This window comes from Polynucleobacter necessarius (assembly GCF_900096765.1).
Lineage (GTDB): Bacteria > Pseudomonadota > Gammaproteobacteria > Burkholderiales > Burkholderiaceae > Polynucleobacter > Polynucleobacter necessarius_F.
In genome coordinates, this window is the sequence record NZ_LT615228.1 from 1,262,190 (window position 1) to 1,286,286 (window position 24,097).

A 24,097-nucleotide genomic window follows, 5' to 3' on the forward strand; every position below is an offset into this window, starting at 1 on the left:
TTTAGTCTTTCGCTCTTTCGGCAAGCACCGCAAAGGCTGGCAAAGTTTTGCCTTCTAGGAATTCCAAGAAAGCGCCGCCGCCAGTTGAGATGTAATCTACTTGATTTTCAATACCGTACTTTGCAATAGCCGCCAAAGTATCGCCACCACCTGCAATCGAAAATGCTGGTGAGTGTGCAATTGCGGCTGCAAGCATTTTGGTGCCTCCACCAAACTGATCAATCTCAAATACACCTAAGGGACCATTCCAAACAATTGTGCCTGCATGGGCGAGCATGATGGACAGACGAGCTGCAGTCTTAGGCCCAATATCAAGAATCATGTCATCTTCAGCCACTTGATCGGCAGACACTCTATTTGCACGCGCCAGTGGAGAGAGCTCATTGGCAACTACAACGTCTTCAGGAATCGGAACATGAGCTCCACGCTTCTCCATGATCTCCATAATTTCTTTAGCTTCATTAACCAAATCGGGCTCTGCTAGAGACTTACCGATAGGCAATCCTTTGGCCAGCATGAAGGTATTGGCTATACCGCCACCAACAATCAGCTCATCAACCTTCTCCGAAAGAGCCTTCAAAATAGTGAGCTTAGATGAAACTTTTGAACCCGCAACAATTGCAACCAGTGGGCGTTTTGGGCTTGCCAATGCGCGGCTTAGGGCATCTAACTCAGCCGCCATAAGAGGACCTGCACATGCAATCGGTGCAAATTTAGCAATGCCATTTGTGGTTGCTTCAGCACGGTGCGCAGTACCAAAAGCATCATTTACATAAACATCGCAAAGCGCAGCAATCTTTTTTGCAAGCTCATCGTTATTCTTTTTCTCGCCAACATTCAAACGGCAATTTTCCAGAAGAACTACTTCGCCTGGATTCACTTCAAAGCCACCATCTACCCAATCGCTAATCAGAGGAACTTTGCGATTAAGCAATGTAGCAATACGGTCGGCGACGGGCGCCAAACTATCCTCTGGCTTAAATTCACCCTCGGTAGGACGACCCAAGTGTGATGTCACCATCACTGCCGCGCCTGCATCCAAACACATTTGCACCGCAGGCATCGACGCCCTAATGCGAGTGTCTTCAGTAATATTTCCAGCCTCATCCTGGGGGACATTGAGGTCGGCACGGATAAACACCCGCTTACCCTTCAATTGCCCAGATTGGGCTAATTCGCTTAAACGTTTAACTTTAAATAAGGATTCCGGCATGAGATTGGCTAATTTTGGTGGTTTATGAGCAATGCTCCATTCTAAATCGTCCGGTCGCCTAACCCCTAAGGATCAGTGCAACTTCCTTTAAGCCTGCTCTACAATGGAGGCTTGGACGCAACCCGAGTCAAAAGAAAAGGCCCAAAGGGTCTTGTGGTCTGGCGCCCCGATAAATCCGCTATTACACATAGCCTATAGACACAAAAAGGTAGAAAAAATGTCGATGTCCGACCGAATGTCGATGTCCGACCGCGATGGCTTTATTTGGTCCGATGGGAAACTTATTCCTTGGCGCGAGGCCAATATTCATGTTCTAACCCATAGCCTGCATTACGGAATGGGTGTTTTTGAGGGTATCCGAGCTTATAAGACACCACAGGGAACCGCAATTTTTCGCCTTCCAGAGCATGTAAAGCGTCTTTTTAACGGCACGAAAATCTTCCAAATGAGTATGCCTCACAGCCCAGAAGACATCACCAAGGGCATTATTGATGTAGTGAACAGCAATCAGCTGGAATCCTGCTACATCCGCCCAATTATCTTTATTGGCTCCCAAAAACTCGGTATCTCTCCAAAGGGCAATAGCATCCACACTGCAATTGCAGCATGGGAATGGGGCGCTTATTTAGGCGAAGATGGTCTTAATAAGGGTATTCGCGTTAAAACATCCTCTTTTACCCGCCATTTTGTTAACTCATCCCTAGTGAGAGCCAAAGCATCGGGCTACTACATCAATTCTATTTTGGCCAATCAAGAAGTAACCGCCAATGGATATGATGAAGCTCTCTTGCTTGATACTGAAGGATACGTTTCTGAGGGATCTGGAGAGAATATTTTCATGGTGAGTGACGGCATCGTTTACACGCCCGATCTGGCATCTTGCTTGGACGGCATTACTCGTGATTCCATCATTGAAATTGTGAAAGATCTTGGCCTTGAGTTGCGTGAAAAACGGATTACTCGCGATGAAATCTATTCAGCTGATGAAGCCTTTTTTACCGGTACCGCCGCTGAGGTAACTCCAATTCGCGAACTAGATGATCGTACGATTGGTGATGGTAAGCGCGGTCCCATCACCGAAAGAATTCAAAAAACTTATTTTGATGCGGTATACGGCAGAAGCGATAAGTACAAATCATGGCTCACATACGTTAAATAATATTTAGCAACGGGAATCAAAATATGACTCAAGCTCAAGCGGTAATGGTGAATGGCAAGGATTTGCCTTTGCACTGCCCAACTAATAACACTCCTGCATGGAATTCGCATCCAAGAGTATTTTTAGATATCACTAAAACCAGGGAAGCTAAGTGTCCATACTGCGGCACTGAGTACAAACTCATTCCTGGCACAGAGCCACACGGACACTAAGCCTTATCAGCACTTCCTCGCGGGGTGCTGAGTCGGGATACATTACATGCAGAGTATTCTGATTATTGCCCCTAACTGGATTGGGGATGCAGTGATGAGCCAGCCATTACTGGCTCAACTTAAAAACCAATATCCGAATTCCAACATTGATGTTCTTGCCACCACTTGGGTTGCACCAATCTATCGAGCATACTCAGAGGTACATGAAGTCATTGAGGCCAAACTGGAGCATAAAAAACTACAATGGACTTTACGCAAACAGCTAGCCCAAAAGATTCAAAGCAAAAATTACCAAGTCTGCTTTGTATTACCCAATAGTCTTAAGTCTGCACTAATCCCCTGGCTGGCTAATATTCCCTTTCGGATTGGCTATCACGGGGAATTCCGCTATGGCCTGATTAATTTAGCTCTAGAAAATCCCAGCAAAATTAATCGCCCTCCAATGGTTGAACACTATCTTGCGCTGAGCCAAGTTTTGTCTGATGAGTTAAAAATCCTTAGTGATTTAACTGCACCCAAACTGAACGTATCGCCCCCAGCAAACGAATCAGTTCGCGAGAAATTAGATCATGCAGGTATCGATGCTAAATCCCTTCTCGTCTTATGTCCTGGCGCCGAATATGGTCCAACAAAACGCTGGCCTGCAGAGAAATTTGCCCAATTGGCACAAGCTCTCGTCGACGAGAATTCAAAAATGCACATTATTCTTCTTGGCAGCCAGAGTGATCATGCTATTGCCCAAGAGATTTCTCAGCGGGCAAAGCGTCCATCTGATATCCATAACTGGTGTGGCCAGACAACTCTAGATGAGGCAATTGCGCTTATAGGCAGTGCCAAAGGGGTAGTAAGTAATGACTCTGGCTTAATGCATGTAGCAGCCGCTCTTCAAACTCCACAAGTAGCTATTTTTGGGTCAAGCGACCCAGCACATACTCCGCCCCTGTCCTCCAAAGCCAAAGTCATTTGGCTCAATCTTCCTTGCAGCCCGTGCCATAAAAAGGAATGTCCTCTTGGCCATTTGAAGTGCTTAAATAATATTCTTCCGCAACAAGTATTTGCCACACTCAATGCGGCAATAAATTCCTCTGAAAAGTTAACATGACCAAACTTGCGAGACTCTTTCACAATGCCGATGATGTTGTTGACGCCTGGCGCGACGCCCTACGTCACCGAGATATGCAGGGTGCTTTAGATATTTGGCTAGATGATGACTCTATCACCTGCGTCCTTCCAGAGGGCCACCGCCTCACTGGACATGCAGAAATTCGCAAAGGCCTTGAAAGGCTGCTTGCCAAACAACCGCTATTTTTAGAGCCTATTGCATGCATCAGCCACTCAGTATTAGGTGCTGCGGTATACGATACCACCGAAGCAGTTCACTTTCGACCAGATCAAATCGAATCTGAATTTTTTCTCAACATTACCTTAGTCCTTCTTCAAGACAGTCAGGGCTGGAGAATCGCGCATCTCCACGCCAGTCACTCCACTGAGGAAAATTTTGATACCCCATCAACACCTCACGGCCTGCATTAATTGAATGGACGAACAAGTCTTAGGTCCTTAATCAAATGGCCTAATGTGCCAGATTGTTTTGGCTGGCTTAGTTTAGACAGACGCGGTCAATGGCGAATGCGCGATGAATTTGCCCAAAAAAACCACCTGTCTGGCCAAGTCATTTCTCATACGATGCTAAATGACTATATTGCTCGTAACTACCTTAGCGACCAATTGGGGCGATTCTTTTTTCAAAATGGTCCTCAGAAAGTATTTGTTAGTCTTGACTCTACCCCTTGGGTAGCCAGAATTATTCCCGACGGAAAGGGCTTCAAACTCATCACTCAGCGTCAAACACAAATGCAACCCTCAAAAGCCTTAAGTGATGAACGTGGCAATATTTATATTGTTGGATATCTAAATCAAACGATCCTTCAAGATTCCGAAAGCCCTACATTCGTAAAAAAAGAGCTTCAAAGTATTGCACTATTACATGACCACGATTTAGATCGTTTTTCTGAGATGGCCAAATTAGAAGAACAGGCTTGTAGCTATGGTGGCTCCTGGGAATGGCAAGGAGAAAAATTACCCTTAGACCCAATCCATTCTGAAGAATTGGCTAAACAGTTCAAGTTTGTAAAGCAACCAGAACCAAATACACTCTAGCTAGGCAATTTATTTTTATCTTTTAGCTCATCCTGATATTGTCTTTGCATCTGGCGAAGTCGAGCATCGATAGTCGAACCTTGATAATAATCAGAACCTGCTGCTGCACGTGCAATTTTCATTTGCTCCAGGGCTGATGGCCATGACCCCTCCAGAGCATATTTTTCGCCTAAAGCAAAATGACGCATAGGAATATTATTTGCCTGATCGTATGCAGATGAGAGCAAACCCCACCAAATCACCTCATTTGGCTGAACTTTAGTGCGCGCCTTTAACCAAGTGATAGCATCATTAGTTTTTCCGAGTTTCAACTCTGCTTTAATCATTGATACAGCTGCCGCATAAGATTGTGGATAGGTCTTGAGTGCAGACTGAGCAATTTGCAAAGCCTCTTCGTTTTTACCTTTTGCAAGCGCTAACTCAGAAACCATCGTATCTAATGACAAACTTTGTAACTGCCCAGAGGAATTTGCCAAATTGTATTTCTGAGCCAGGGCACGAGCTTGCTGCAAATTTGCTTCTGCTGCATCAATCTTGCCTTGCCGTTGTGCAATCAGAGCCAAACCATAAAAACCCTCCATTTGCTTTCCAATAGCAGATTGCTTGCTTAAGCTATCAAATACATTCTTTAGGTCATATAGGCCGCTAGAGCTGCCTGCTTGCTCCATGCGAGCACGGGCCTTAATAAAATAGAACTCTGATGAAGTAGATACATGATGGGGTGAAATATTGCGCACCCTATCTTGCATATCAGCAATTCGATCGGTTGTTAGTGGGTGGGTGCGAACATAGGTTGGAACCCCTTTATCCATGATTCCCGTGATTTTTTGTAGACGCTGAAAAAAATCAGGCGCACCACTTACGTCATAACCACTTGCATTCAAGATTTGGAAACCAACTCGGTCGGCCTCGCTCTCAGCAGATCTCGAGTAAGAGAGCTGATTATTTACAGCCATTGCTTGACCGCCCTGCATAAGACCTGCCGCCGCTTGAGGGTTGCGAGACATTGCCAAAGCGCCGAGCGCGAACCCAGCAAGAGATAGCATCATATTGGTAGTTTGCTGATCCATTTGACGCGCCAAATGTCGCTGCAAAACGTGTCCTGTTTCATGCCCCATTACTGAGGCCACTTCTGAATCCGTTTCTGCATCAACAATCAATCCAGTATGAAATCCAATAAAACCCCCGGGCAATGCAAACGCATTAATGCTGCTATCTTTCACGGCAAAAACTTCATAGTTATAAGCACCACTACCTTGTTCGTTCGCACCACCTAGTTGTAATTTCTTTGCAGCCTGCAATAAACGTCGCTCCATTTGATTAAGGTAGTCATACAGCGGCAAATCATTCGAATAGTCAGCATCAGGCCTGATTTGGCGCATAATCATCTCACCATACTTACGCTCGTCTATTCGACTTAAAGAGTCGCCGCCAGGGTCACCCATATCAGGCAAAACAATATTGGGCTGCGTTTGAAATGAATTACGGTTTGGCGCGTTAGCAGGACGAGCATCCGGCGATTGCATTGCCCGGCCAATATTTTGCAGAGCCGCTGAATTACCATCAACCGACACATCCCCAGCAGCCGGTGCAGCGTAGGCAGGACTATAGCCAGACATTCCTAGCGCCAAGACCAAATGAAACGTCAAAATACGCTGAAAAACAGATGTTTTATTGGCTGACTTTATATCTTGCATGCCTATATGGTAAAACTTATCCCATGAATAAACTAACTCATTTTGACAATAGTGGCCAAGCCCACATGGTAAATGTTGGCGATAAAGCATCCACCCATCGAGTTGCAGTGGCAACCGGCAAAATTACAATGCTTCCTGAAACTTTCAAAATGGTTGAGGCTGGAAGCCATAAAAAAGGGGATGTTCTTGGAATAGCGCGAATTGCTGGCATACAGGCTTCCAAAAAAACATCAGATCTTATTCCTCTGTGCCACCCATTGGCCCTCACTCATGTGAGCCTCAACTTTGAGCTAGACCAAAAAAATAATGCCATCAGTTGCCAGGTAAAAGCTGAAACCACAGGTCCCACAGGGGTGGAAATGGAAGCTCTAACCGCAGTTCAAGTGGCTCTCCTCACCATTTATGACATGTGCAAAGCAGTAGACCGCGGCATGGTGATAGGTGATATCAAACTGCTTGAGAAGAGTGGCGGAAAATCAGGGGAGTGGAAATCTCAATAAATGTTACTCACTATATTCAAAAGCCACCCGAGGGTGGCTATTTTGCACTTCAATTCAACCGAAACCTTTATTTACTAATTCTGCACTCCGATGGCAATAGCTGCAGTAACAAATTTGTCTGAGTTGATCTACAAGACCATCCACCAGCCCAGGTAGCACCCTCTGGTTTTGATAAATCAATGGGTCTTGGTGAATTTGCATCCGGCTCATTTGTAGGAACTAAATGCAAAGTATTTTTACCTTCTGGAGCTACGCTGAGTTGATAATCAATTGCGATCGCTCCCGATGGCGTGATCTCTATTAGCTTGACACTCCTTGTAGGGGTAAATGTAAATGAACCCTGAGTTGCATCATCCATCGGGACAGTGCCACGGCTAGCAAATGCCTCTGTAACAGCCAGCTTTGCACTAGACGACAAATTCATCCCTTCTACTATTCGACTGCGGGCTATGTAATCCTGGTATTGCGGAACAGCAACTGCCACCAAAATCCCGATGATTGCCACTACTACCATTACCTCAATCAAAGTAAAGCCATCCTCCCTAAAATTCTCTTGCTGTTTAGCTGACACCAAAGGGCTCATGTTTTGCATACTCAATTCCTTCAAAATTAAATACCACATCATCCTGTCTATGCCTGGCTTTCTCAAGTCAGTCAGCAATAAAAAAGCCGGCTTTTTCTGATCTTCGCGTGTGAATTAGACCTCTTTAGCAGCATTCTTTTTCTTGAGGTAGGTTCCCAACAAAATCACAATAGAAACACCGATTCCTTCAAAAATCATATGAGCATCTGACATTGCCTCTTGGATAGAGTCCTTAATAGCAGGGTCTTCGACCAACATTCCACCAGCTAAAAGACCTAAAAGTCCAGCACCCAAGGTAATGATGATAGGAAAGCGATCCATCACTTTTAATAACATGGTGCTACCAAAAATGATCAATGGAATTGAAAGGCCAAGACCAATAATAAGCAAAATTAAACGCGTTTCTTCTGGGCCTTTTTGAGCAGCAGCAGCTACAGCAATCACATTATCTAGACTCATTACCAAATCAGCGACCAAAATAGTACGGATAGCAGCCCAAATATTAGAGTGCCCATCCATCTCCTCTTCTTCATCACTATCAGCTAGTAACTGCACACCGATATACACCAAGAGAATGGCGCCAACAATTTTCAAGTACGGCAAAGACAATAACTGCACCGCAGTAACCGTCAAAATCACTCGCAAAATAATAGCGGCAGCGCTTCCCCAAAATATTGCTTTCTTTTGTTGTTCGGCAGGCAAGTTACGAGAAGCTAGAGCAATTACAACTGCGTTATCGCCAGAGAGCAAAATATTGGCAATAATGATTGATAAAAGAGGAGCGGCCCAAAACGCAGCGTCAGAAAATGCTGAAAAATCCATAAGATGTCTCCTACTTTTTTATTATCTTAGTAATCAATAAAAAGGCGCCACATGAGTAGCGCCTTTTTAGATTGAATTACAGCATAGCTTTTAATAAAGCAGCCATTTCGGATGGGTTCTTGGTTACTTTGAAGCCGCACTCTTCCATCACGGCAAGTTTGGCATCAGCAGTATCTGCACCACCAGAAATCAATGCACCTGCGTGACCCATACGTTTGCCAGGAGGCACAGTAACGCCGGCGATAAAACCGACTACCGGCTTTTTCATGTTCTCTTTGCACCAGCGAGCTGCTTCAGCCTCATCTGGTCCACCAATCTCACCGATCATAATGACGGCATCGGTTTCAGGATCTTCATTGAACATCCGCATGACATCGATATGCTTTAGACCATTAATTGGGTCACCACCGATACCAACCGCTGTAGATTGACCCAAACCAATAGCGGTCAGTTGACCAACTGCTTCATAGGTCAGCGTACCAGAACGGCTTACAACACCAATTCGGCCTTTCTTATAAATGTGGCCAGGCATGATGCCGATCTTGATTTCGTCTGGGGTAATGATTCCGGGGCAATTAGGACCAAGCAATAGAGTTTTCTTGCCACCCTTAGCTTCTTTTGCCTTCATCTTATTGCGCACTTCAAGCATGTCGCGCACTGGAATACCTTCAGTAATACAGATTACGAAATCCAGATCAGCCTCAACTGCCTCCCAAATGGCAGCTGCTGCACCCGGAGGCGGAACATAGATTACTGAAGTTGTGGCACCAGTTTGCTGAGCGGCTTCTTTCACTGTCGCATAAATTGGAATATTAAAAATGGATTCGCCAGCTTTTTTAGGGTTCACGCCAGCAACAAAACAGTTTTTACCGTTTGCGTATTCCTGACATTTTTCTGTATGGAACTGACCGGTCTTACCAGTAATACCTTGTGTAATGACTTTGGTGCTTTTATTAATCAAAATAGACATGTTGAAATTCCTGAATTATTTGTTTTTGGCAACAGCAGCAACTACTTTGGTAGCAGCTTCAGCCATTGAATCGGCACTAATAATTAGCAAACCTGAGTCAGCAAGAATTTTCTTGCCCAACTCTTCGTTGGTGCCCTTCATACGCACCACCAAAGGTACGGTGAGATTTACTGCTTTACATGCAGTAACAACACCATCAGCAATCACATCACAACGCATAATACCGCCGAAGATGTTGACCAAAATTGCCTCAACACTCTTGTTCTTCAACATGATCTTGAATGCTTCAGTAACCTTTTCTGCAGTAGCGCCACCACCAACGTCTAAGAAGTTAGCAGGCTCGCCACCAAACAACTTAATGGTATCCATCGTTGCCATTGCTAAACCTGCGCCATTCACCAAACAACCGATATTTCCGTCCAAAGAGATATAAGCAAGGTCAAATTTAGAAGCTTCAATTTCTGCAGCGTCTTCTTCATCGATATCGCGGTATGCAACGATCTCTGGATGACGGAATAATGCATTTGGATCAAAGTTAAACTTAGCGTCTAAAGCCTTGATCTTGCCATTGCCTTCAAGAATTAATGGGTTAATTTCAACCAATGAAGCATCTGTATCCCAATAGGTTTTATACAGATTCTTAAACACATCGCGAGCCATCGGAATAGAGGCTTCTGGAACACCAATTCCTTTTGCCACGATGTCACAGTCTGCATCAGTCAATCCAACTAATGGATCTACAAATACTTTGATAATTTTCTCTGGGTGAGATTCAGCAACTTCCTCAATATCCATGCCGCCTTCAGATGAGGCCATGATGACATTTTTCTGTGTCGCACGATCGGTAACGATACTAAAGTAATACTCTTTTTTGATATCTGCGCCATCTTCAATCAAGAGGCGATTCACCTTTTGACCTTCTGGCCCTGTTTGGTGGGTCATGAGCTGCATACCCAAGATTTCAGAAGCGTATTTCTTCACTTCATCCATGCTCTTAGCCAACTTCACGCCACCGCCTTTACCGCGTCCACCAGCATGAATCTGGGCTTTGACAACCCATACTGGACCACCAAGCTTTTCAGCAGCTTTCACCGCCTCATCAACACTAAACGCAGGAATGCCATTAGGAACAGGCACATTAAATTGGCGAAGAAGTTCTTTGCCTTGGTACTCATGAATTTTCATAATTACTCCGAAACGGTATCTTTTTTAGCAAGCGATGAGGATTAGTAAAACCGATGTCGCCACAATCTCATACTTACTCTCGATATAGCTAAATTAGCTAATTTTGAATAAATGCGAATGACTTGACCGACTCCCTAAGTCTATCATGCTGCAATGCCGCAAAACGTGTTTCCAGATCCGTAATTGCCCTAATCGGGGGTCTGGCCGCCGATGATTCTGGTCACCACATCCGAACTAAATCCTTTTGATGCCAAGAATCGATATTGTCTTGCACGTTCTTTTTGGTCCTCTGCTTTTTGCCCATATTTTCTGAGCCAAAGCTCGTATGCGCGCTGAAACTCAGTTTCTCTCAAGGCCCCAATCAAGCTAGCTGATTGCTTTGTATCAATGCCCGCCCTCTCTAATTCATCTTGAATTCTTCGGCTACCATAGCGCTCGCCACGTCTACGAACTAGGGCCTCTGCAAAACGCTCATTTGATAGCCACCCCCTGGCTTCAAAATCATCTAAAACCATCTCAATTTGAAGCACCTTAGATTCTGGGCCCTGTTCTTCTTCCTCGCCTCTTAGTTTGGCCCTGCGTGTTTCGGATTCTAGTAACTTTGCCGCCAGATTCTTGCGACTATATTCTCGAAGGGACAAAAGACGCAAAGCCCGAGCTTTGAGACTCGGGCTTTGTTTGGGGTTTTTTACTGCCTAATTCTGACATCGAACTATTCGACTTCCTCTTCCTCACTCAGCACATCTGTCACAACAGCGGAGCCAACCTTAACACCAAGTTTTTCACGAATCTTCGCTTCTATATCTTTGGCGATCTCAGGATTCTCCTTCAGGAAATCGCGCACATTGTCTTTGCCTTGACCAATACGATCACCGTTATAGCTATACCAGGAACCAGACTTTTCCACGATATCGGCTTCAACGCCCATATCAATGATTTCGCCTTCTCTAGAAATGCCAGCGCCATACATAATGTCAAAAATAGCCTCACGGAACGGAGGGGAAACCTTGTTTTTAACCACTTTTACGCGTGTTTCATTTCCAACAACCTCGTCACCCTTTTTAATGCTGCCGATGCGGCGAATATCTAAACGCATAGAAGCATAGAACTTGAGTGCATTGCCGCCAGTAGTAGTTTCTGGGGAACCAAACATCACACCAATCTTCATACGAATCTGGTTAATAAAGATCACGGTAGTGTTGGTACGCTTAATTGCGCCAGTTAACTTACGCAAAGCTTGGCTCATCAAACGAGCCTGCAAGCCCGGCAATGAATCGCCCATATCGCCTTCAATCTCAGCTTTCGGAACCAAAGCTGCTACTGAGTCAATCACGATCAAGTCGATTGAACCAGAACGCACCAAGGCATCTGCAATTTCTAAAGCTTGCTCACCGGTATCCGGTTGAGAGATTAATAAATTATTAACATCAACACCCAAACGAGATGCGTACTGAACATCTAAAGCATGTTCAGCATCAATAAAGGCGCAAGTGCCGCCAAGCTTTTGCATTTCCGCAATAGCGTGCAAAGTTAATGTAGTTTTACCGGATGATTCTGGGCCATAGATTTCAATTACGCGACCACGCGCAAGACCACCAACCCCCAAAGCAATATCTAGACCGAGTGAACCGCTTGATACCACTTGAATATCTTGACTAATCTCGGCATCACCCAATCGCATGATTGAGCCTTTGCCAAATTGCTTCTCAATTTGAGCTAACGCTGCCGTTAACGCCTTTTGCTTGTCTCCACTCATCCCCTCAAATTCTGAGGATGCTGACTTTTTTTTATCATCTAAGGCCATTTTTTATTCCCTTTTCGCTTTAGCTTTATATCGAGCTTTTTCCTGAAGTTTTACTTGCTGCCTGACAACTTAATATCTACTGTATATAAAAACAGTATTGATTGCAAGTAACTTTCAATGGAATTTACCGATTTTTTACTCAGCCTTCCTCGACTATAGGCACCCACCTAAGGTAAAAAGACAAAACCATCAAAGATGGCTATTTTGGTGCCAAAAAACCCTCTAAATCGCTCTTTACCTGTTGGAGCACGGGAACCCACCCCCCTAATCTTTGTTGTTGAAAAATTTTGAGCGATGGATACCAGGGGCTGTCATTCCTATTTAATAGCCAACGCCAATCAGCATTAAATGGCAAAAGTGGCCAAGTTGGCCTATTGAGAGATGCCGATAGACGCGCAACGCTGGTGTCAACACTAATCACCAAATCCATTAATCCACATAGAGCCGCAGTGTCAGAAAAATCATCTAATCTATTAACTCTCCAAAGTACCTTATTCGGCCAAACCGAGTTAAAACTTCTCGATCAAGTTCTCTAAGTTCATTTTGTAAGCAAATATAGTCAGGTCCAGAGGGTAAAAAAGGAAGCATCTGAGACAAAAAAATACTCTTATCGTAACCACTCTTGTATTTGCCACTAGTGCTCCAAACAAGACCGATTCTAGGCTGTGATCTCTGGTCCAACTTCATACGCCATTTTTGCTCCTTATCAACAGCAGGTGATAAATTTTTTTGGCACCCCAGGAATATTATTTAGATCAGTGTTCAGCGCCAATGGCAAGGACATCAACGGGCATTGGTAATCACACTCAGGAATTGGATCCCCCCTTGCAATCACCTTGCTCACACCCTCTAAATTTTGGAGAAGGCTCACCAAAGATGGTTGCACCTCCAAAATTACTTTAGCCCCTAATTGAGAAACTAGCCGAGTAAATCGACAGAACTGAATGGTGTCACCAAACCCCTGCTCAGCATGCAGAAGGATTGTTTTACCCTGAAGAGATTCGGCACCAAGCCACAGTTTTTGCTTTAAATTTCTGAGCCCAGCGGTTTTACTGATTTCGGAATTCTTCCAGCGCCACTCATACCCACGCCATCCCGCATGAAAATTTCCCACCTGCAGCTGACACAAAGATAAGTTCCAACTCGCCTCAGGATAACTGCCCTGGATGGCAATCGCATTCTCGTAACTAGTAATAGCCTCCTCTAAACGTTGAAGCTCTTGTAGGGCTACTCCACGATCGTGATGTGCCTTTGCAAATTCTTGATTAATAGCAACCGCTTTATCGTATCTAGCGATGGCCTCTTCATATTGTTGCAGCCCTTGCTGAGCGCTACCCAGGTTGTAATAACAAGGGGCCTGATTATCTTGGATTTGAAGCGCTTTTGTTATCAAGTTAATCGAATGTATAAATTGTTTTTTCTCTAGAAAGATGACGCCTAAAAGCTGCAAGGCATTAAAGTGACTTGCTTGTAATTTCAATATCGACTCATAAATTACTTGAGCTTCCTCAAGCCTTCCCTGTTGATGCAAAGAAAAGCCCTGCTGAAACAAATGATCAATTTGATTTTCTTGCAACTGTGATTTTACTTAATTTGGAAATAGTTATGATGGGGTTAGTGAGCTCAAGTTACACATGACTCAACTGAATTTTTTTAATGTGATTGTGGGATTGAGATGAAGACCGGCCATCCCAATAGAACAATAATGGTATAACAGCTGCCCACACTACCCCGACCATAACGAATCCAATAGTTTGACCCTTAGAACCCCAACTCCCGGCTCCCATTCGAATACCTGCCTCATATGAAAGCGGGCCACAAATAGCGCCTAAAGCCACTCCTAATAAGGTCTTGCCACGTAGCCAAGATAATGAACCGTTAATAGTAGTTGCCACCAAAAGCCACAGCGTCCACATCCAAATGGGAGACAGGTAGCTGGAAGGCCAAGAGTCCTGAAAATTTAAATACCCCAAATTCATAAGCATTGTGTCAGCTAAGATTCCATAAAGTAGCGCCCTAACGAGTAGATGACACGACTTTTTAGGCTCATTGAGTTGCCATATATGAAATGCGATATAGGCCAATGTCACAGAGACTGCCCAGAAGACCTGCTTATTGGCTGCACCCAACACACAGGCAAACCAGCCCGCCTGAAAAAAGACAAAGTTCCAAAATTTAGCCATCAGAAGGATTCTATAGAGCCCAAATATAAGGCTATTGCCGATCGGCAATAGCCTTATATTTGGTGGCGAATCAGGGATTTGAACCCCGGACCTGCGGATTATGATTCCGTCGCTCTAACCAGCTGAGCTAATTCGCCGAACTCGCTATTATAAGTGATAGGAGTGGTGCTGTGCAAACTCTGTCAAATAGCTCTTTCCGTGCAGTTCTACGGTGCTAAATCCTGTTTAAGGGTGTTTAACCCTGTTCGGCTTTTCCTGCTTACGCAGAAACTGCTTTTTTTAGAGTTTGTTGTGCTTTGGTAATTTTTTAACGCTTTCTTTCAGCATCTAACGCTGTTCCAGCACGCTCTTTCTGCTTTTTTAATGCTTCTATGTGTGCCTGGCTGGGGTTAAGCGGCTTAATCGGTTGAATTTCACCAATCCTCATATAGTATTTAGCGAAGAATATTTAGAAAGAATTTATGACAGTTGGTGTTGATTTATTACTAAAAGCTGGTTCTGTAGTCTTAACTACGGTGTTAGCCATTTTTATCAAAAAAATATTGGAAGATAAGCCTAAGCTAATAACTTACCTAATCCACGCTTCAGCAATTCCTTTAAATTCCCAATCACCATCACCTCAACAAGCATCACAAGTCAACACTCACACTTTCGTTGTTAAAAATACGGGTAGAGTCTCAGCAAAGAATGTTCGAATTGGACACAACTATCTTCCAAATAGCTTTCAAGTATTTCCACAGATTAACTACCAAATTCTTAACAATCCCAATGGCTCAGCCGAGCTTCTGATTCCAGTACTTGTAGCTGGAGAGGAAATAGCAATCTCCTACCTTTACTTTCCACCTACGGTATATACGGACATTAATTCATATACCAAGTCAGATGAGGGATTTGCAAAAATGGTTACAACCATACCAGTTCCACAGCCGACTAGACTAGCAAAGATAATCGTGTTGGGTTTAATGCTTGTTGGTGCATCTTCAATTGTCTATTGGACTGCAAGCTATTTCTTTGCACCTTATCTTAGTGAGTTAATTTCATAGCCAGTGAATTTCTGTTGGCATATGCGGCACATTTGCTGAGCCGATGATTGACTTAAACAATGCATATGCCTGTGCTTGATTTTGTGCAAACACGACGGCTTCTGTCCATAGTCCGCTTGCCTTAGCTGTTGCCTTATATCTCTTCATACAAGTATTTATTGGTGTCGTTTTAAACGACACCTAATGCTTAAATCAATACCTTCAAAATCACATCACGCTTTTGCTCAAGTGTGTAACCAACAGTTCCATAAGTATTGAACTCACTACCCCCACTGCTATGCCCAGTAATACTTTCAGCTAGGCGTGTGGGTATGTCGTTTCTTGCTTTCATCCTGTCAATGATTGCGTGCCTAAACATATGACTCTTAAAGTCAAACTCTTTGAGTGTTTTTTTAATGATTTGAGAACAGCTTGTATTGCCATTGTCCCTTGCATAGTGCGGTACAAACCACTCACTGTTTTTTCTTCTCGCAATCTTATAAAGCTCCTTAGCAGCATCTAGTGAAACGCCGCAAAGTGGTACAGCACGAATACTGGATTTTGTTTTTTTTCTATCACTTAACGCATTTCGTCTTATCCACAAATGCGGAATATCGTGTTCCAGCACACAATCTTCCAATCTCGCAAACAAGGGTTCTGATAAACGAAATCCTGTATTGAGTTGAATAAGTGCCACTAACTTATGCGGTGTTGAGTTTCTTAGTAAGCACTCTTTGACTTGTTGGATTAGTTGAGTGGTAATGATTGGCATTGGACGCTTGTTCTCGCCCTCACCCCTAATCTTCAATGCTCTAAACGGACTTAGCCTGTCTAAATCTAAATGCTTAAATGCCATATTGAGCATAGCGTTTAGTGTGTTGTTATGTTTGCGAACGCTGGTTGGACTTAAACCTCGTGCAAGTTGATAGTCTCTATATTCAGTTATGTGCCAGTGCTTTAACTCATCTAAAGTTAAATCACCAAAAAAATCTCTAAAACTACGAAAGTGATAGTTAGCGTGTTTAACAAATGTGGGGCGATGCGAAGAAGTTGCTTCATTCATATAGATTTGAAAGGCATCTGTAATCGTTGGCAATTTGCCATTCTTTTGCTTTGCCAGATGCTCGCTAATTACTTTGGCAAGAAACTCTTCTTCAAAGTTTATACCATTAACTTTGTTGATTAAGCGTTCAATTTTGTCAAAAACGATTGGGTGGGGTTTTATTACGACAGCTCGCATAGTTTTCCTTATTTAAGTAAAGTTGGATTGCTCGGCAACGGGTGTCGTTTAAAACGACACCCTTACCTACCTACTTACGAAAACCTGCCTTCAAAGCACTGCTAGCTAATTCAATTTGATTATCTAGTTCTCCCGCTTCTACCGCTTGCCTAATTGTGGAGAGTGCTTTTACCAACTCGTCAGCACTTGAAACTTCCACGCTGTGCTTGCCTTTAGCCAGCTCAATGATTTTTGTTCCGTACTTAACAGACACACAAACCTTACCAGCCTCATTCTTAAACCACCACTCTCTCAACCTTTTATTCACTTCCACGCTTTTGCGTAGTCCCGTTTCTACGTCCTTAACTGTACGAAATTTCTTTACCGTAAAGCTAGTACCGTCAATGTGACTTTTAGCAAGCTGAATTTGCTCCCAAAGTTTGTTTGATAGCTTATTGCGTCGAAATACAACTTGTGGAATATGTGCTGGCTTTTTTGCTGTTGATAATTTCAATCCATCTAATGTGCTCATTTTGTTCTCTCCTATAAGTTAATGGGCACACTTAATTTATTACCAGAATTTCGGTTTGGACAACCTATATTTGCCACCATAAACCAAATAATTCACTTAAAAATAAATGGTTTTATTTGGTAACGCATAAATAAACGTATGCAAATTACAGCAAATACTATTAGAGACTTTTTGGATAAACAGCAAAAGCACATAACGCACTATGTTGTAACGCATACCTATTTCCATACGTATCACAAAGAGGATTGGGAAATTGAGCGTATGCGAGTATCTGCAATTAAAGATATGCGACACGCACGTAATTGTTTTAACAAAGAGCTTTACGGCAATGGAGCAAAAAGAAAGCCACTTACATATCAACCACTATTAATACCTACATTAGAAGGCACTAAAAACACAAGCAATCCAAAATTAACAATTCACTACAACATTTATTTAGGCAACATACCCACAGCATTAACTACGGACGACATAAAGACGTTATGGACATACTGTTGGGTAGAAAAAGCACATCAAAAAGACAACACATACATTACAGAACCGTTAGCTAACACTCAATCACACTTATTACTTTACGGCACTAAAGAAATGCAATTTGGAAACTTAAGTTGTTGGGACTTTGAAAACACTCAAATCCCGTATAACGCACTAAACATTGACTGAAGTTGTGTTTAGGTAGTTAAACACTAAGCATTGGATGCAATGCTTAGTTATAGTTATATGACTATTGGTTGAAATAATGAAAGTCTAACTTAAGCAATGCATCAATAGAATACTGATAGACTGTAAATAATGATAAGGAAAATATGAATAAAGAAGAGTTAAGCGTAGTCCTACACAAGCTATCTTTATTAGCTATCAGTGAAATTACAAATAGAACAGTAGATGATGCGGAGTTTGATGAAGGTTTGCTAAGTTATGGCAGATGTAGAGTAATAACTGAACCATTACAGTTCATCTCTGTAAAGCCGCCTATGAGTGATGATGAAGGATATAGAGTTATTTTTCAGCTATCACCTAACTATCTGACACAGCACTACACCTTATGTATTAAAGGTGTGCTACCTGAACTAAAGTGGAAAGTAACATTAGGACAGAAAAGTTTAGGTGTAGTTGAGTCGTTAGCAAACAGTCAATTTGATTTTGATTTTGTATCTGCTGAAATTGAAGCAATAGATACTGAAGAGTTTTTAGAAACTATTAGAAACTTAAGTTAAAAAATTCTTTCTGAATAATTTTTTACTTGCGACTAATTCCTTGCACAGCAATTTGACCATTAATATCTCTTACTTCGTTCAATATTTGTTGCAGTTGTTGATTCTGACCATCTCTATCTAAATTACCTTTATAGTCCGTAATTGCAGATTGATTGTTATCAGTTGAATATTTGATCTTCGCCTGCACCTCTCTTTCAACAGCGATCCAGTCAATTTCGTTATTAGGCAAATCTCTTAAAATACCTTGCTCCTGTAATTTACTGATGAGTCGCCTTTCTTCATACCTATCAAAAAATAGTTTTCCTAAAATTACTAAAATTAGTACTGCTGGAATCGCATAAACGAATTTTCTTTTTATGCTCATATTCATATTGTTTCCCATCTTTAATCCAAGTTAACTGGTGATGCGTATATGTAGTCAAACACTTTCACTCCATCAGCCCTAATTGCGGTAGCCAGCTCCTGTTCAGTTCGCCCTGCCATACATCCCCATTGACCTTGCCACATATATTGATTGACACCTTTACCAGCATCTTCACTAAAAAAGATACATCTAATTGCGCCAATATGAATACCACTTATCTCATCGCCTACTTCAATCGTTTTTAGAGAATTCAATTCTGTAACTTTTGTTGACTGTGTAACTAAAAGTTCTTGTGTTTTACCAATGTACTTTACAGTGGTATAGGGGCTTAACGTAATAGACTTAACCCATTTATCCTGCTGCTCTGGCAATTTAATTTTTTTTTGAAGTTGATTTTCCACAACTAATTAGAGTAAGCAATACCAAAAACATTGCGAATACTTTTATTCCGTTCATTCAATTAGCCTTTTTATAAATTGGTATCAATGCTTATAAGAATATTAACCGCAATACCGGAATATTAGACATTCAAAACCACGCTACAAGCACTCAAAACATTACAGCTAATAGCAATACAGCAGAGAGGTGCTTAAACAGCGTATAGACGCTATACGCAAGTCTGCCCAATTCTGTGGGAGATAGACGACAAATTCCATAAATAAAACAATGTAATGAAATGCACAAAAGATTACATTTCACGATTACATTTCACCCGAAAAAATACACATCTCATTGATTTATGGAAGGATTTTCATTTGATGCACAACTTGCACTACGAGGTAGGAAAAAATAAACAAAGAAAACATACTTTAGACATAGCAAAACTTTGGTTAGGTAAAAAAAAGGAGAAAACTATGTCTAAGCAAGCGAAAACACTAAATCAAGCTGAATTACGCAGAGTGCTTGATTACATCGCAACCCGAAAGCACGCACTAAGAAATAGAGCAATGCTTTTGATTACCCATTTAGCGGGGTTAAGGTGCGGAGAAGTATCTGCTCTTCGCTATAAGGATGTAGTGGATGCTGAAGGCAAAGTAAGGCATGAAATTCGGTTGACTGGGGAACAAACAAAGGGTGGTACGGCAAGAACTGTATTTATTAGCGAACGACTACGCAAAGAGTTGAAGCAGTACGTTACGTTCTTTCGACTATGCAAACTAGAGGATTCAAACGTAAAGTTTTTCTATAGTCAAAAACGGGATAGTGACGGCTTCACTGCAAACACCTGTGCCCAGTACTTTCACTACCTATACAAGAAAGCTGGCATTGATGGTGCAAGCAGTCACAGCGGCAGACGCTCATTTGCCACCGCAATCGCTTCGAAGGGTGTCGGCATAAAGGTTCTACAGAAGCTATTGGGGCACAAAAATATTCAAACTACCAGTGTTTATATCTACGCAAGTGACGATATGCTCCGCAAAGCTGTAGAGCTCGCATAAAAAAGCCCGCTATAAGCGGGCTTAATCTACTGCTGTTGTTTAAAACGACTGTCTACGCGGCTAGTTTTAGTGGCATTCCATTTTTCCTGTAATGACGCACTACCAACTGTCTTGCCGCAAGCATAATTTCACGTGCACTTCCATTGCACATTTCAATAATTCTCAATGCGTCAGTATCTGTCACGTGCGTTACCCCATAGTCACAAAGCACTTGCTTAAACTTATCCAACCAAGCTGTAGCGGGAGCCGCATTAAATTCAATGCGTATGCACCTATCTTGCACCCCACGCTCTACTGCACTTAGCTTATTAGTTGTAAGAATGAACACATTTTGAAAGCTAGCAATATTCATTGCCGCTTTTAGCGAATCCATTGCCTCTATTCGCAAGTTATCTACCTCGTCTAATACATAGTAGTTATAGCGATTACAGTAAGGTATAAGTATTGCCTTGTGCTTAATACTTTCAATAATTTTTGCACCGTTATCACCACCTTGTGAAATATTCACGTAAGTAGCAAAGTTTGCCTGCTCATTGCCAAATGAAAACTCGAACAAATCGGGTAATAGCTTTGCTAATGCTGACTTCCCTGTGCCATTTACCCCATAAAGCAATATGCCATTCTTACCGCTCGCAGGGAAACCCAATGCTCCACTTACACAGTCTTTAATTACCTCCCTTGCATCTTGTGAATGAAACACAATGTCGTTAATCGTACGTGGTGTATAGCGTTCGTCAAAATCTTTAAACATAAATCTCTCCTTTTTAGACAAAAAAAAAGGGCACAGCGTAATAGCTGTGCCCGAAATGATTACTACTTAAGCGGCGTCTTTAATAGACTGAGATAGTTGTGCGTCATTACTAGCTTTAGTACGCTCTTCTGCTTTCGACTTAATACTGTCTTTGTTAGCAGAGTAATACGCTGATAACGCTGTATTAATAGCCGTTTCGCTATACGTAACTGCATTTGCTACTAACTCACCGCTTGCCTGCTGTGTAGCAACAATAACTACCTGCTGCCCAACTTTTCCGCTATCAAGCTGTTTAGCTAACGCTTCCCCGCTTACTTTTGCCAATGACTGCTCTACGACAGTATTTTTAGCAAGCTCAGCTTTAGCTTTAGTACTTAACGCATTACCTTTAGCTAAGCGTATTTCTTGCACCCCACCCCTGCTTTCAATAAAACCAGCAATTTGTGCTTCAGTCTTATTTTCAGCAAGTGCCGCACGTAAAACAATGCTGTAAGTGCTTGTACGACGTCTATCAGCACCAAACACACACTTAACAATTTTTGTCAGCGTATGTGAAGACTTAGCAAACACATAACCTTTTAAGTTAATGTACGTTAGTAAATCTTCACGCATTTGTTTTGCTTTTTCATTGTCTTCCGACATTGAAATATACGTACCGTAGCAACGTGCTAACAACTTATACAACTGCTCATTACTTGTACGAGCTACTGTGTTTTCTCACGCTTCTCTATCAAGCACTAACTGCTCAATGAAGGAAAACTTATAACTATTACTTTTGTTGCTACTGTCGTTTAAAACGACAGTAGTGTTATCAGCAGTAGTTTTAACAGGGTTATTTAACATTTTTTCGAACATTGCAAACTCACTTTCTTATTAAGATAAAAATAAGATGTGTTAATAAAATATCAACCTCATCCATAACGTCTATTTTACTTTTTATCGTTTTTTTGAGATACTACAAAGCAATTAAATGCAATTTGCTTGTTAATAAAATGACTACAACACCCGTTCATTTCCTTGCTCCTTATCCGCTATTTGGCAAAAAGCAAAAACCACTCTCCATTGCCTACCAACAACGAAGTCCGTTTTACTGGTGGTGGGAATATTTACGACGCAATAGCGACTACTTAAAGTGTTGCGAAACGAATGGTGCCGGCAAGCTAGCAAAACTTTATAAAGAATTTGGAGACGTACGAAACGACGACTTTAAGAAATGGTGAAGTGAAGGCAATAGAGGTGCTTATTTGTTTGGTGAAAAACGTAGTGCTCTGATTCCAAAAGAACTCAATAGCAAATCGGAATGGGAAGAAGATTGGGATTATCAAAACGTAATGGTTGTGGCATTACCACTAACAATGGGCAAAAGGGAATTGCAAAGTAGATTCGCCAAACTACTTAACAAAAGACACACAGCTAAAAGAGGCAGAACTGCTAAAAAATTAGGTAAGAGTACCGCTAGATTTCCACTCAACCGCAACTACACAATTGAAAGTCTACAAAAGGCATTGGATGTCTATGACTGTTACACGAGGCTAGTTCAGTTGAATGGCAAAGCTAAGTTGTGGGAAGTAGGGGTTGAGTTGAGACTTGTTAGAACCGCTATGCCAACTACAGGTGATATAAAGCAAGATATAGCTATTAAACGAAATGTAATGGCGGCTACCGTCAAACGCTATCTCAAGCAAGCTGAAACCATCATTGCCAATACTTCGCTAGGTATCTTCCCCAGCTAACCAATGGCTGGTTAGCAGTCTGTTTATGTTAGTTTTGATGTAAAAGAAACACTTAAACTTTGAATGGAAATTGTTATGGCAAGAGCACCTTTTAATGGCAAGCAAATGGTTGAAGCGGCAGAAGCTGGAGAGCTAACACCCACCCAAGTTCGACAAGCACTGAAAAGAGCAACTGAACTTGGTTTACATAGCTAGAAAGCTAACGGAATACTTAGTACAAGCTAATGAATTTGCTGATGATGGTGCTCCTAAAGAACTTAGAGAGCGTGTAGCTAAAGGAATTAGCTTGCCTAAAGGTTTGGGCTACCACCCAAACCGCACCGAGCAAAAGCTAAGAAGACGAGGGGTTGTAATTACTCTTAACGATATTGCAGTAAATATGGAAATTAGCGACAACTTTAGAAGAATGATGTCTGCTGGTTACATAGACTACACAACAGAAGCTATTGTTAGAGATTTTCCAAAGTTCTTTAGCGAAGATGCAGTAAATGCTTCTTTAGAAAAATTAAAGAAATATAAAAAAGATTGATTGAGAGCAGGTGTCGTTTAAAACGACACCTAAACTTCCTTTTATAGACAAACACTCAAATAAAGTGCTAATTTTCCTGCAACCCAGCAATGGGCTGATTAATTGCATTAGATTTTTGAAGGGTCTCAACTTTGTCACCTTTCCACATTGGAAATGTTAAGGCTTCTTGTGGCTTCCCACCGCTAGCAATAAACAGAACACACAGCAATAATTCTCAACACGAAAAACAAAAAGACATAATTGAAATTTAAACTAATGAACCTTTATTGAATACCTTTAGAGTCTATTTGCTGAGCTTCTAAGAAGAGGTTTTTACTAATGACGCTATACAACTTGTCATAAGGCTCTGCACTTTCTACATCTGATTTATTTGCCCCTTTGCCTCTTTGAGAAAAATCATTATGGACTAATGATATTCGCACTAAAACACTTTTCTTTTCTTTTAATAGCCTTAGACTTACTTGCGCCATATCAGTACAGGGCATTGAATAGCTACTTGAGGCAAACACATTTCCGTTTGTTACTGTAGAACAATTTTGAGTAGTTTTACTAAATGTACCTTTGGTTTGATCATACATAGATCCATCCCACTTTAAGTCCATAAATGCATCTTGAATCACATCTGATACTTTTTGTTAAATCGGTTGTCTTAAATTCTCTTGACTGTATCTGCCTGAGCTCGGAAGCAGACATTTTTGGAATTACCGCATCATCGCTTTGCACCGTCTGTTCGACAGTCTGTTTTTTGGGTGGCGCTACCAGCCACCCCCATTATCCCTTGCAAAAGAGAGCCAATTATTTCA

Annotated in this window: 31 protein-coding genes and 1 tRNA gene; 13 read left to right on the plus strand and 19 right to left on the minus strand. The window is 42.0% G+C overall.

The features are described 5' to 3' along the window. Window position 1 precedes the first annotated feature (1 nt). Window positions 2–1,213: a phosphoglycerate kinase gene (locus DXE33_RS06495; protein ID WP_114639171.1), complete on the minus strand. Its 1,212-nt coding sequence runs from the start codon at window positions 1,211–1,213 to the stop codon at window positions 2–4. Window positions 1,214–1,448: 235 nt separating this feature from the next. On the opposite strand from DXE33_RS06495, the gene DXE33_RS06500 reads away from it, so the two are divergent. The 5 genes from DXE33_RS06500 to DXE33_RS06520 are packed head-to-tail and all read left to right on the plus strand — an operon-like array spanning window position 1,449 to window position 4,744. After that, complete coding sequence (locus DXE33_RS06500) at window positions 1,449–2,372, plus strand: branched-chain amino acid transaminase (RefSeq protein ID WP_114639751.1); 924 nt, start codon at window positions 1,449–1,451, stop codon at window positions 2,370–2,372. Between the two features lie 23 nt (window positions 2,373–2,395). Then, on the plus strand, window positions 2,396–2,584 hold the full coding sequence (locus DXE33_RS06505; RefSeq protein ID WP_114639172.1) for a zinc-finger domain-containing protein: 189 nt from the start codon (window positions 2,396–2,398) through the stop codon (window positions 2,582–2,584). 46 nt (window positions 2,585–2,630) lie between these two features. Then, window positions 2,631–3,686 carry a lipopolysaccharide heptosyltransferase II gene (waaF, locus tag DXE33_RS06510; protein WP_114639173.1) on the plus strand — a complete coding sequence of 352 codons (1,056 nt, stop codon included), beginning with the start codon at window positions 2,631–2,633 and terminating at the stop codon, window positions 3,684–3,686. Continuing rightward, complete coding sequence (locus DXE33_RS06515) at window positions 3,683–4,117, plus strand: YybH family protein (protein WP_114639174.1); 435 nt, start codon at window positions 3,683–3,685, stop codon at window positions 4,115–4,117. The genes waaF and DXE33_RS06515 overlap by 4 nt, the downstream gene beginning before the upstream one ends. After that, on the plus strand, window positions 4,118–4,744 hold the full coding sequence (locus DXE33_RS06520; RefSeq protein WP_114639175.1) for a DUF2946 family protein: 627 nt from the start codon (window positions 4,118–4,120) through the stop codon (window positions 4,742–4,744). On the opposite strand, the gene DXE33_RS06525 is transcribed toward DXE33_RS06520, so the two are convergent. Next, window positions 4,741–6,441 carry a M48 family metalloprotease gene (locus tag DXE33_RS06525; RefSeq protein WP_114639176.1) on the minus strand — a complete coding sequence of 567 codons (1,701 nt, stop codon included), beginning with the start codon at window positions 6,439–6,441 and terminating at the stop codon, window positions 4,741–4,743. The two genes, DXE33_RS06520 and DXE33_RS06525, sit on opposite strands and share 4 nt — an antisense overlap. A 23-nt stretch (window positions 6,442–6,464) precedes the next feature. Between DXE33_RS06525 and moaC the strand changes: the two genes are divergently transcribed. Continuing rightward, window positions 6,465–6,941, plus strand: a complete 477-nt coding sequence (gene moaC, locus DXE33_RS06530; protein WP_114639752.1) for a cyclic pyranopterin monophosphate synthase MoaC — start codon at window positions 6,465–6,467, stop codon at window positions 6,939–6,941. 67 nt (window positions 6,942–7,008) lie between these two features. Here moaC and DXE33_RS06535 read toward each other — a convergent pair whose 3' ends face one another. From DXE33_RS06535 to DXE33_RS06585, 9 genes are all read right to left on the minus strand, one after another. Further along, on the minus strand, window positions 7,009–7,533 hold the full coding sequence (locus DXE33_RS06535) for a pilin (protein ID WP_269460030.1): 525 nt from the start codon (window positions 7,531–7,533) through the stop codon (window positions 7,009–7,011). 105 nt (window positions 7,534–7,638) lie between these two features. Beyond that, window positions 7,639–8,346: a TerC family protein gene (locus tag DXE33_RS06540; protein WP_114639177.1), complete on the minus strand. Its 708-nt coding sequence runs from the start codon at window positions 8,344–8,346 to the stop codon at window positions 7,639–7,641. A 76-nt stretch (window positions 8,347–8,422) separates the two neighbouring features. Then, complete coding sequence (gene sucD, locus DXE33_RS06545) at window positions 8,423–9,316, minus strand: succinate--CoA ligase subunit alpha (protein ID WP_114639178.1); 894 nt, start codon at window positions 9,314–9,316, stop codon at window positions 8,423–8,425. 15 nt (window positions 9,317–9,331) lie between these two features. Beyond that, window positions 9,332–10,501: an ADP-forming succinate--CoA ligase subunit beta gene (sucC, locus tag DXE33_RS06550; protein ID WP_114639179.1), complete on the minus strand. Its 1,170-nt coding sequence runs from the start codon at window positions 10,499–10,501 to the stop codon at window positions 9,332–9,334. 188 nt (window positions 10,502–10,689) lie between these two features. After that, entirely contained in the window at window positions 10,690–11,151 is a 462-nt protein-coding gene (recX, locus tag DXE33_RS06555; RefSeq protein ID WP_231970426.1) for a recombination regulator RecX, read from the minus strand. Between the two features lie 62 nt (window positions 11,152–11,213). After that, on the minus strand, window positions 11,214–12,305 hold the full coding sequence (recA, locus tag DXE33_RS06560) for a recombinase RecA (protein ID WP_114639180.1): 1,092 nt from the start codon (window positions 12,303–12,305) through the stop codon (window positions 11,214–11,216). 706 nt (window positions 12,306–13,011) lie between these two features. Continuing rightward, window positions 13,012–13,881, minus strand: coding sequence for a tetratricopeptide repeat protein (locus DXE33_RS06575; RefSeq protein WP_114639183.1), 870 nt, complete (start codon window positions 13,879–13,881; stop codon window positions 13,012–13,014). Between the two features lie 52 nt (window positions 13,882–13,933). Beyond that, window positions 13,934–14,488 carry a DUF2878 domain-containing protein gene (locus DXE33_RS06580; protein WP_114639184.1) on the minus strand — a complete coding sequence of 185 codons (555 nt, stop codon included), beginning with the start codon at window positions 14,486–14,488 and terminating at the stop codon, window positions 13,934–13,936. Between the two features lie 60 nt (window positions 14,489–14,548). Continuing rightward, window positions 14,549–14,625, minus strand: a tRNA-Met gene (locus DXE33_RS06585). Between the two features lie 324 nt (window positions 14,626–14,949). Here DXE33_RS06585 and DXE33_RS06590 point away from each other — a divergent pair. Next, window positions 14,950–15,531: a hypothetical protein gene (locus tag DXE33_RS06590; RefSeq protein WP_114639185.1), complete on the plus strand. Its 582-nt coding sequence runs from the start codon at window positions 14,950–14,952 to the stop codon at window positions 15,529–15,531. Here the strand turns inward: DXE33_RS06590 and DXE33_RS09670 are convergent. The 3 genes from DXE33_RS09670 to DXE33_RS06600 form a co-directional block, all read right to left on the minus strand. Further along, complete coding sequence (locus DXE33_RS09670; RefSeq protein WP_174222297.1) at window positions 15,526–15,678, minus strand: hypothetical protein; 153 nt, start codon at window positions 15,676–15,678, stop codon at window positions 15,526–15,528. The two genes, DXE33_RS06590 and DXE33_RS09670, sit on opposite strands and share 6 nt — an antisense overlap. A 40-nt stretch (window positions 15,679–15,718) precedes the next feature. Further along, window positions 15,719–16,750: a tyrosine-type recombinase/integrase gene (locus DXE33_RS06595; RefSeq protein WP_114639186.1), complete on the minus strand. Its 1,032-nt coding sequence runs from the start codon at window positions 16,748–16,750 to the stop codon at window positions 15,719–15,721. Between the two features lie 70 nt (window positions 16,751–16,820). Further along, on the minus strand, window positions 16,821–17,261 hold the full coding sequence (locus tag DXE33_RS06600) for a DUF6641 family protein (protein ID WP_114639187.1): 441 nt from the start codon (window positions 17,259–17,261) through the stop codon (window positions 16,821–16,823). Between the two features lie 138 nt (window positions 17,262–17,399). Between DXE33_RS06600 and DXE33_RS06605 the strand changes: the two genes are divergently transcribed. Together DXE33_RS06605 and DXE33_RS06610 are read left to right on the plus strand one after the other, a co-directional pair. Continuing rightward, window positions 17,400–17,924 (plus strand): hypothetical protein, encoded by a 525-nt coding sequence (locus DXE33_RS06605; RefSeq protein WP_114639188.1) that lies wholly within the window; start codon window positions 17,400–17,402, stop codon window positions 17,922–17,924. 143 nt (window positions 17,925–18,067) lie between these two features. Next, window positions 18,068–18,478 (plus strand): hypothetical protein, encoded by a 411-nt coding sequence (locus DXE33_RS06610; protein ID WP_114639189.1) that lies wholly within the window; start codon window positions 18,068–18,070, stop codon window positions 18,476–18,478. Between the two features lie 22 nt (window positions 18,479–18,500). Here the strand turns inward: DXE33_RS06610 and DXE33_RS06615 are convergent, their stop codons facing one another. Next, complete coding sequence (locus tag DXE33_RS06615) at window positions 18,501–18,848, minus strand: hypothetical protein (protein ID WP_162785430.1); 348 nt, start codon at window positions 18,846–18,848, stop codon at window positions 18,501–18,503. Window positions 18,849–18,862: 14 nt separating this feature from the next. Next, window positions 18,863–19,243: a hypothetical protein gene (locus tag DXE33_RS06620; RefSeq protein ID WP_114639191.1), complete on the minus strand. Its 381-nt coding sequence runs from the start codon at window positions 19,241–19,243 to the stop codon at window positions 18,863–18,865. A 453-nt stretch (window positions 19,244–19,696) separates the two neighbouring features. Between DXE33_RS06620 and DXE33_RS06625 the strand changes: the two genes are divergently transcribed. Next, window positions 19,697–20,281: a tyrosine-type recombinase/integrase gene (locus DXE33_RS06625; protein WP_114639754.1), complete on the plus strand. Its 585-nt coding sequence runs from the start codon at window positions 19,697–19,699 to the stop codon at window positions 20,279–20,281. A 52-nt stretch (window positions 20,282–20,333) separates the two neighbouring features. Here DXE33_RS06625 and DXE33_RS06630 read toward each other — a convergent pair whose 3' ends face one another. Both DXE33_RS06630 and DXE33_RS06635 read right to left on the minus strand, forming a co-directional pair. After that, complete coding sequence (locus tag DXE33_RS06630) at window positions 20,334–21,032, minus strand: AAA family ATPase (RefSeq protein WP_114639192.1); 699 nt, start codon at window positions 21,030–21,032, stop codon at window positions 20,334–20,336. A gap of 66 nt (window positions 21,033–21,098) precedes the next feature. After that, on the minus strand, window positions 21,099–21,674 hold the full coding sequence (locus DXE33_RS06635; RefSeq protein WP_114639193.1) for a hypothetical protein: 576 nt from the start codon (window positions 21,672–21,674) through the stop codon (window positions 21,099–21,101). 350 nt (window positions 21,675–22,024) lie between these two features. Here DXE33_RS06635 and DXE33_RS06640 point away from each other — a divergent pair, with 350 nt between their 5' ends. The 3 genes from DXE33_RS06640 to DXE33_RS06650 all read left to right on the plus strand — a co-directional run bounded on the left by DXE33_RS06640 (window position 22,025) and on the right by DXE33_RS06650 (window position 23,294). Further along, window positions 22,025–22,252 carry a hypothetical protein gene (locus DXE33_RS06640; RefSeq protein ID WP_114639194.1) on the plus strand — a complete coding sequence of 76 codons (228 nt, stop codon included), beginning with the start codon at window positions 22,025–22,027 and terminating at the stop codon, window positions 22,250–22,252. 24 nt (window positions 22,253–22,276) lie between these two features. Further along, window positions 22,277–22,765 carry a hypothetical protein gene (locus DXE33_RS06645; RefSeq protein ID WP_114639195.1) on the plus strand — a complete coding sequence of 163 codons (489 nt, stop codon included), beginning with the start codon at window positions 22,277–22,279 and terminating at the stop codon, window positions 22,763–22,765. Window positions 22,766–22,943: 178 nt separating this feature from the next. Beyond that, window positions 22,944–23,294, plus strand: coding sequence for a hypothetical protein (locus tag DXE33_RS06650; protein WP_114639196.1), 351 nt, complete (start codon window positions 22,944–22,946; stop codon window positions 23,292–23,294). 263 nt (window positions 23,295–23,557) lie between these two features. Here DXE33_RS06650 and DXE33_RS06655 read toward each other — a convergent pair whose 3' ends face one another. Then, window positions 23,558–23,914 (minus strand): hypothetical protein, encoded by a 357-nt coding sequence (locus DXE33_RS06655; RefSeq protein ID WP_114639197.1) that lies wholly within the window; start codon window positions 23,912–23,914, stop codon window positions 23,558–23,560. Window positions 23,915–24,097: the final 183 nt, after the last annotated feature.

Excerpts from the sequence above, each read along its gene's own strand:
- DXE33_RS06495 (WP_114639171.1), bottom strand. The coding sequence starts at position 1,213 with ATGCCGGAATCCTTATTTAAAGTTAAACGTTTAAGCGAATTAGCCCAA.
- DXE33_RS06500 (WP_114639751.1), top strand. The coding sequence starts at position 1,449 with ATGTCGATGTCCGACCGCGATGGCTTTATTTGGTCCGATGGGAAACTT.
- DXE33_RS06505 (WP_114639172.1), top strand. The coding sequence starts at position 2,396 with ATGACTCAAGCTCAAGCGGTAATGGTGAATGGCAAGGATTTGCCTTTG.
- waaF (WP_114639173.1), top strand. The coding sequence starts at position 2,631 with ATGCAGAGTATTCTGATTATTGCCCCTAACTGGATTGGGGATGCAGTG.
- DXE33_RS06515 (WP_114639174.1), top strand. The coding sequence starts at position 3,683 with ATGACCAAACTTGCGAGACTCTTTCACAATGCCGATGATGTTGTTGAC.
- DXE33_RS06525 (WP_114639176.1), bottom strand. The coding sequence starts at position 6,441 with ATGCAAGATATAAAGTCAGCCAATAAAACATCTGTTTTTCAGCGTATT.
- moaC (WP_114639752.1), top strand. The coding sequence starts at position 6,465 with ATGAATAAACTAACTCATTTTGACAATAGTGGCCAAGCCCACATGGTA.
- DXE33_RS06535 (WP_269460030.1), bottom strand. The coding sequence starts at position 7,533 with ATGCAAAACATGAGCCCTTTGGTGTCAGCTAAACAGCAAGAGAATTTT.
- DXE33_RS06540 (WP_114639177.1), bottom strand. The coding sequence starts at position 8,346 with ATGGATTTTTCAGCATTTTCTGACGCTGCGTTTTGGGCCGCTCCTCTT.
- sucD (WP_114639178.1), bottom strand. The coding sequence starts at position 9,316 with ATGTCTATTTTGATTAATAAAAGCACCAAAGTCATTACACAAGGTATT.
- sucC (WP_114639179.1), bottom strand. The coding sequence starts at position 10,501 with ATGAAAATTCATGAGTACCAAGGCAAAGAACTTCTTCGCCAATTTAAT.
- recA (WP_114639180.1), bottom strand. The coding sequence starts at position 12,305 with ATGGCCTTAGATGATAAAAAAAAGTCAGCATCCTCAGAATTTGAGGGG.
- DXE33_RS06580 (WP_114639184.1), bottom strand. The coding sequence starts at position 14,488 with ATGGCTAAATTTTGGAACTTTGTCTTTTTTCAGGCGGGCTGGTTTGCC.
- DXE33_RS06590 (WP_114639185.1), top strand. The coding sequence starts at position 14,950 with ATGACAGTTGGTGTTGATTTATTACTAAAAGCTGGTTCTGTAGTCTTA.
- DXE33_RS09670 (WP_174222297.1), bottom strand. The coding sequence starts at position 15,678 with ATGAAGAGATATAAGGCAACAGCTAAGGCAAGCGGACTATGGACAGAA.
- DXE33_RS06595 (WP_114639186.1), bottom strand. The coding sequence starts at position 16,750 with ATGCGAGCTGTCGTAATAAAACCCCACCCAATCGTTTTTGACAAAATT.
- DXE33_RS06600 (WP_114639187.1), bottom strand. The coding sequence starts at position 17,261 with ATGAGCACATTAGATGGATTGAAATTATCAACAGCAAAAAAGCCAGCA.
- DXE33_RS06605 (WP_114639188.1), top strand. The coding sequence starts at position 17,400 with ATGCAAATTACAGCAAATACTATTAGAGACTTTTTGGATAAACAGCAA.
- DXE33_RS06610 (WP_114639189.1), top strand. The coding sequence starts at position 18,068 with ATGAATAAAGAAGAGTTAAGCGTAGTCCTACACAAGCTATCTTTATTA.
- DXE33_RS06615 (WP_162785430.1), bottom strand. The coding sequence starts at position 18,848 with ATGAATATGAGCATAAAAAGAAAATTCGTTTATGCGATTCCAGCAGTA.
- DXE33_RS06625 (WP_114639754.1), top strand. The coding sequence starts at position 19,697 with ATGTCTAAGCAAGCGAAAACACTAAATCAAGCTGAATTACGCAGAGTG.
- DXE33_RS06630 (WP_114639192.1), bottom strand. The coding sequence starts at position 21,032 with ATGTTTAAAGATTTTGACGAACGCTATACACCACGTACGATTAACGAC.
- DXE33_RS06635 (WP_114639193.1), bottom strand. The coding sequence starts at position 21,674 with ATGTCGGAAGACAATGAAAAAGCAAAACAAATGCGTGAAGATTTACTA.
- DXE33_RS06640 (WP_114639194.1), top strand. The coding sequence starts at position 22,025 with ATGACTACAACACCCGTTCATTTCCTTGCTCCTTATCCGCTATTTGGC.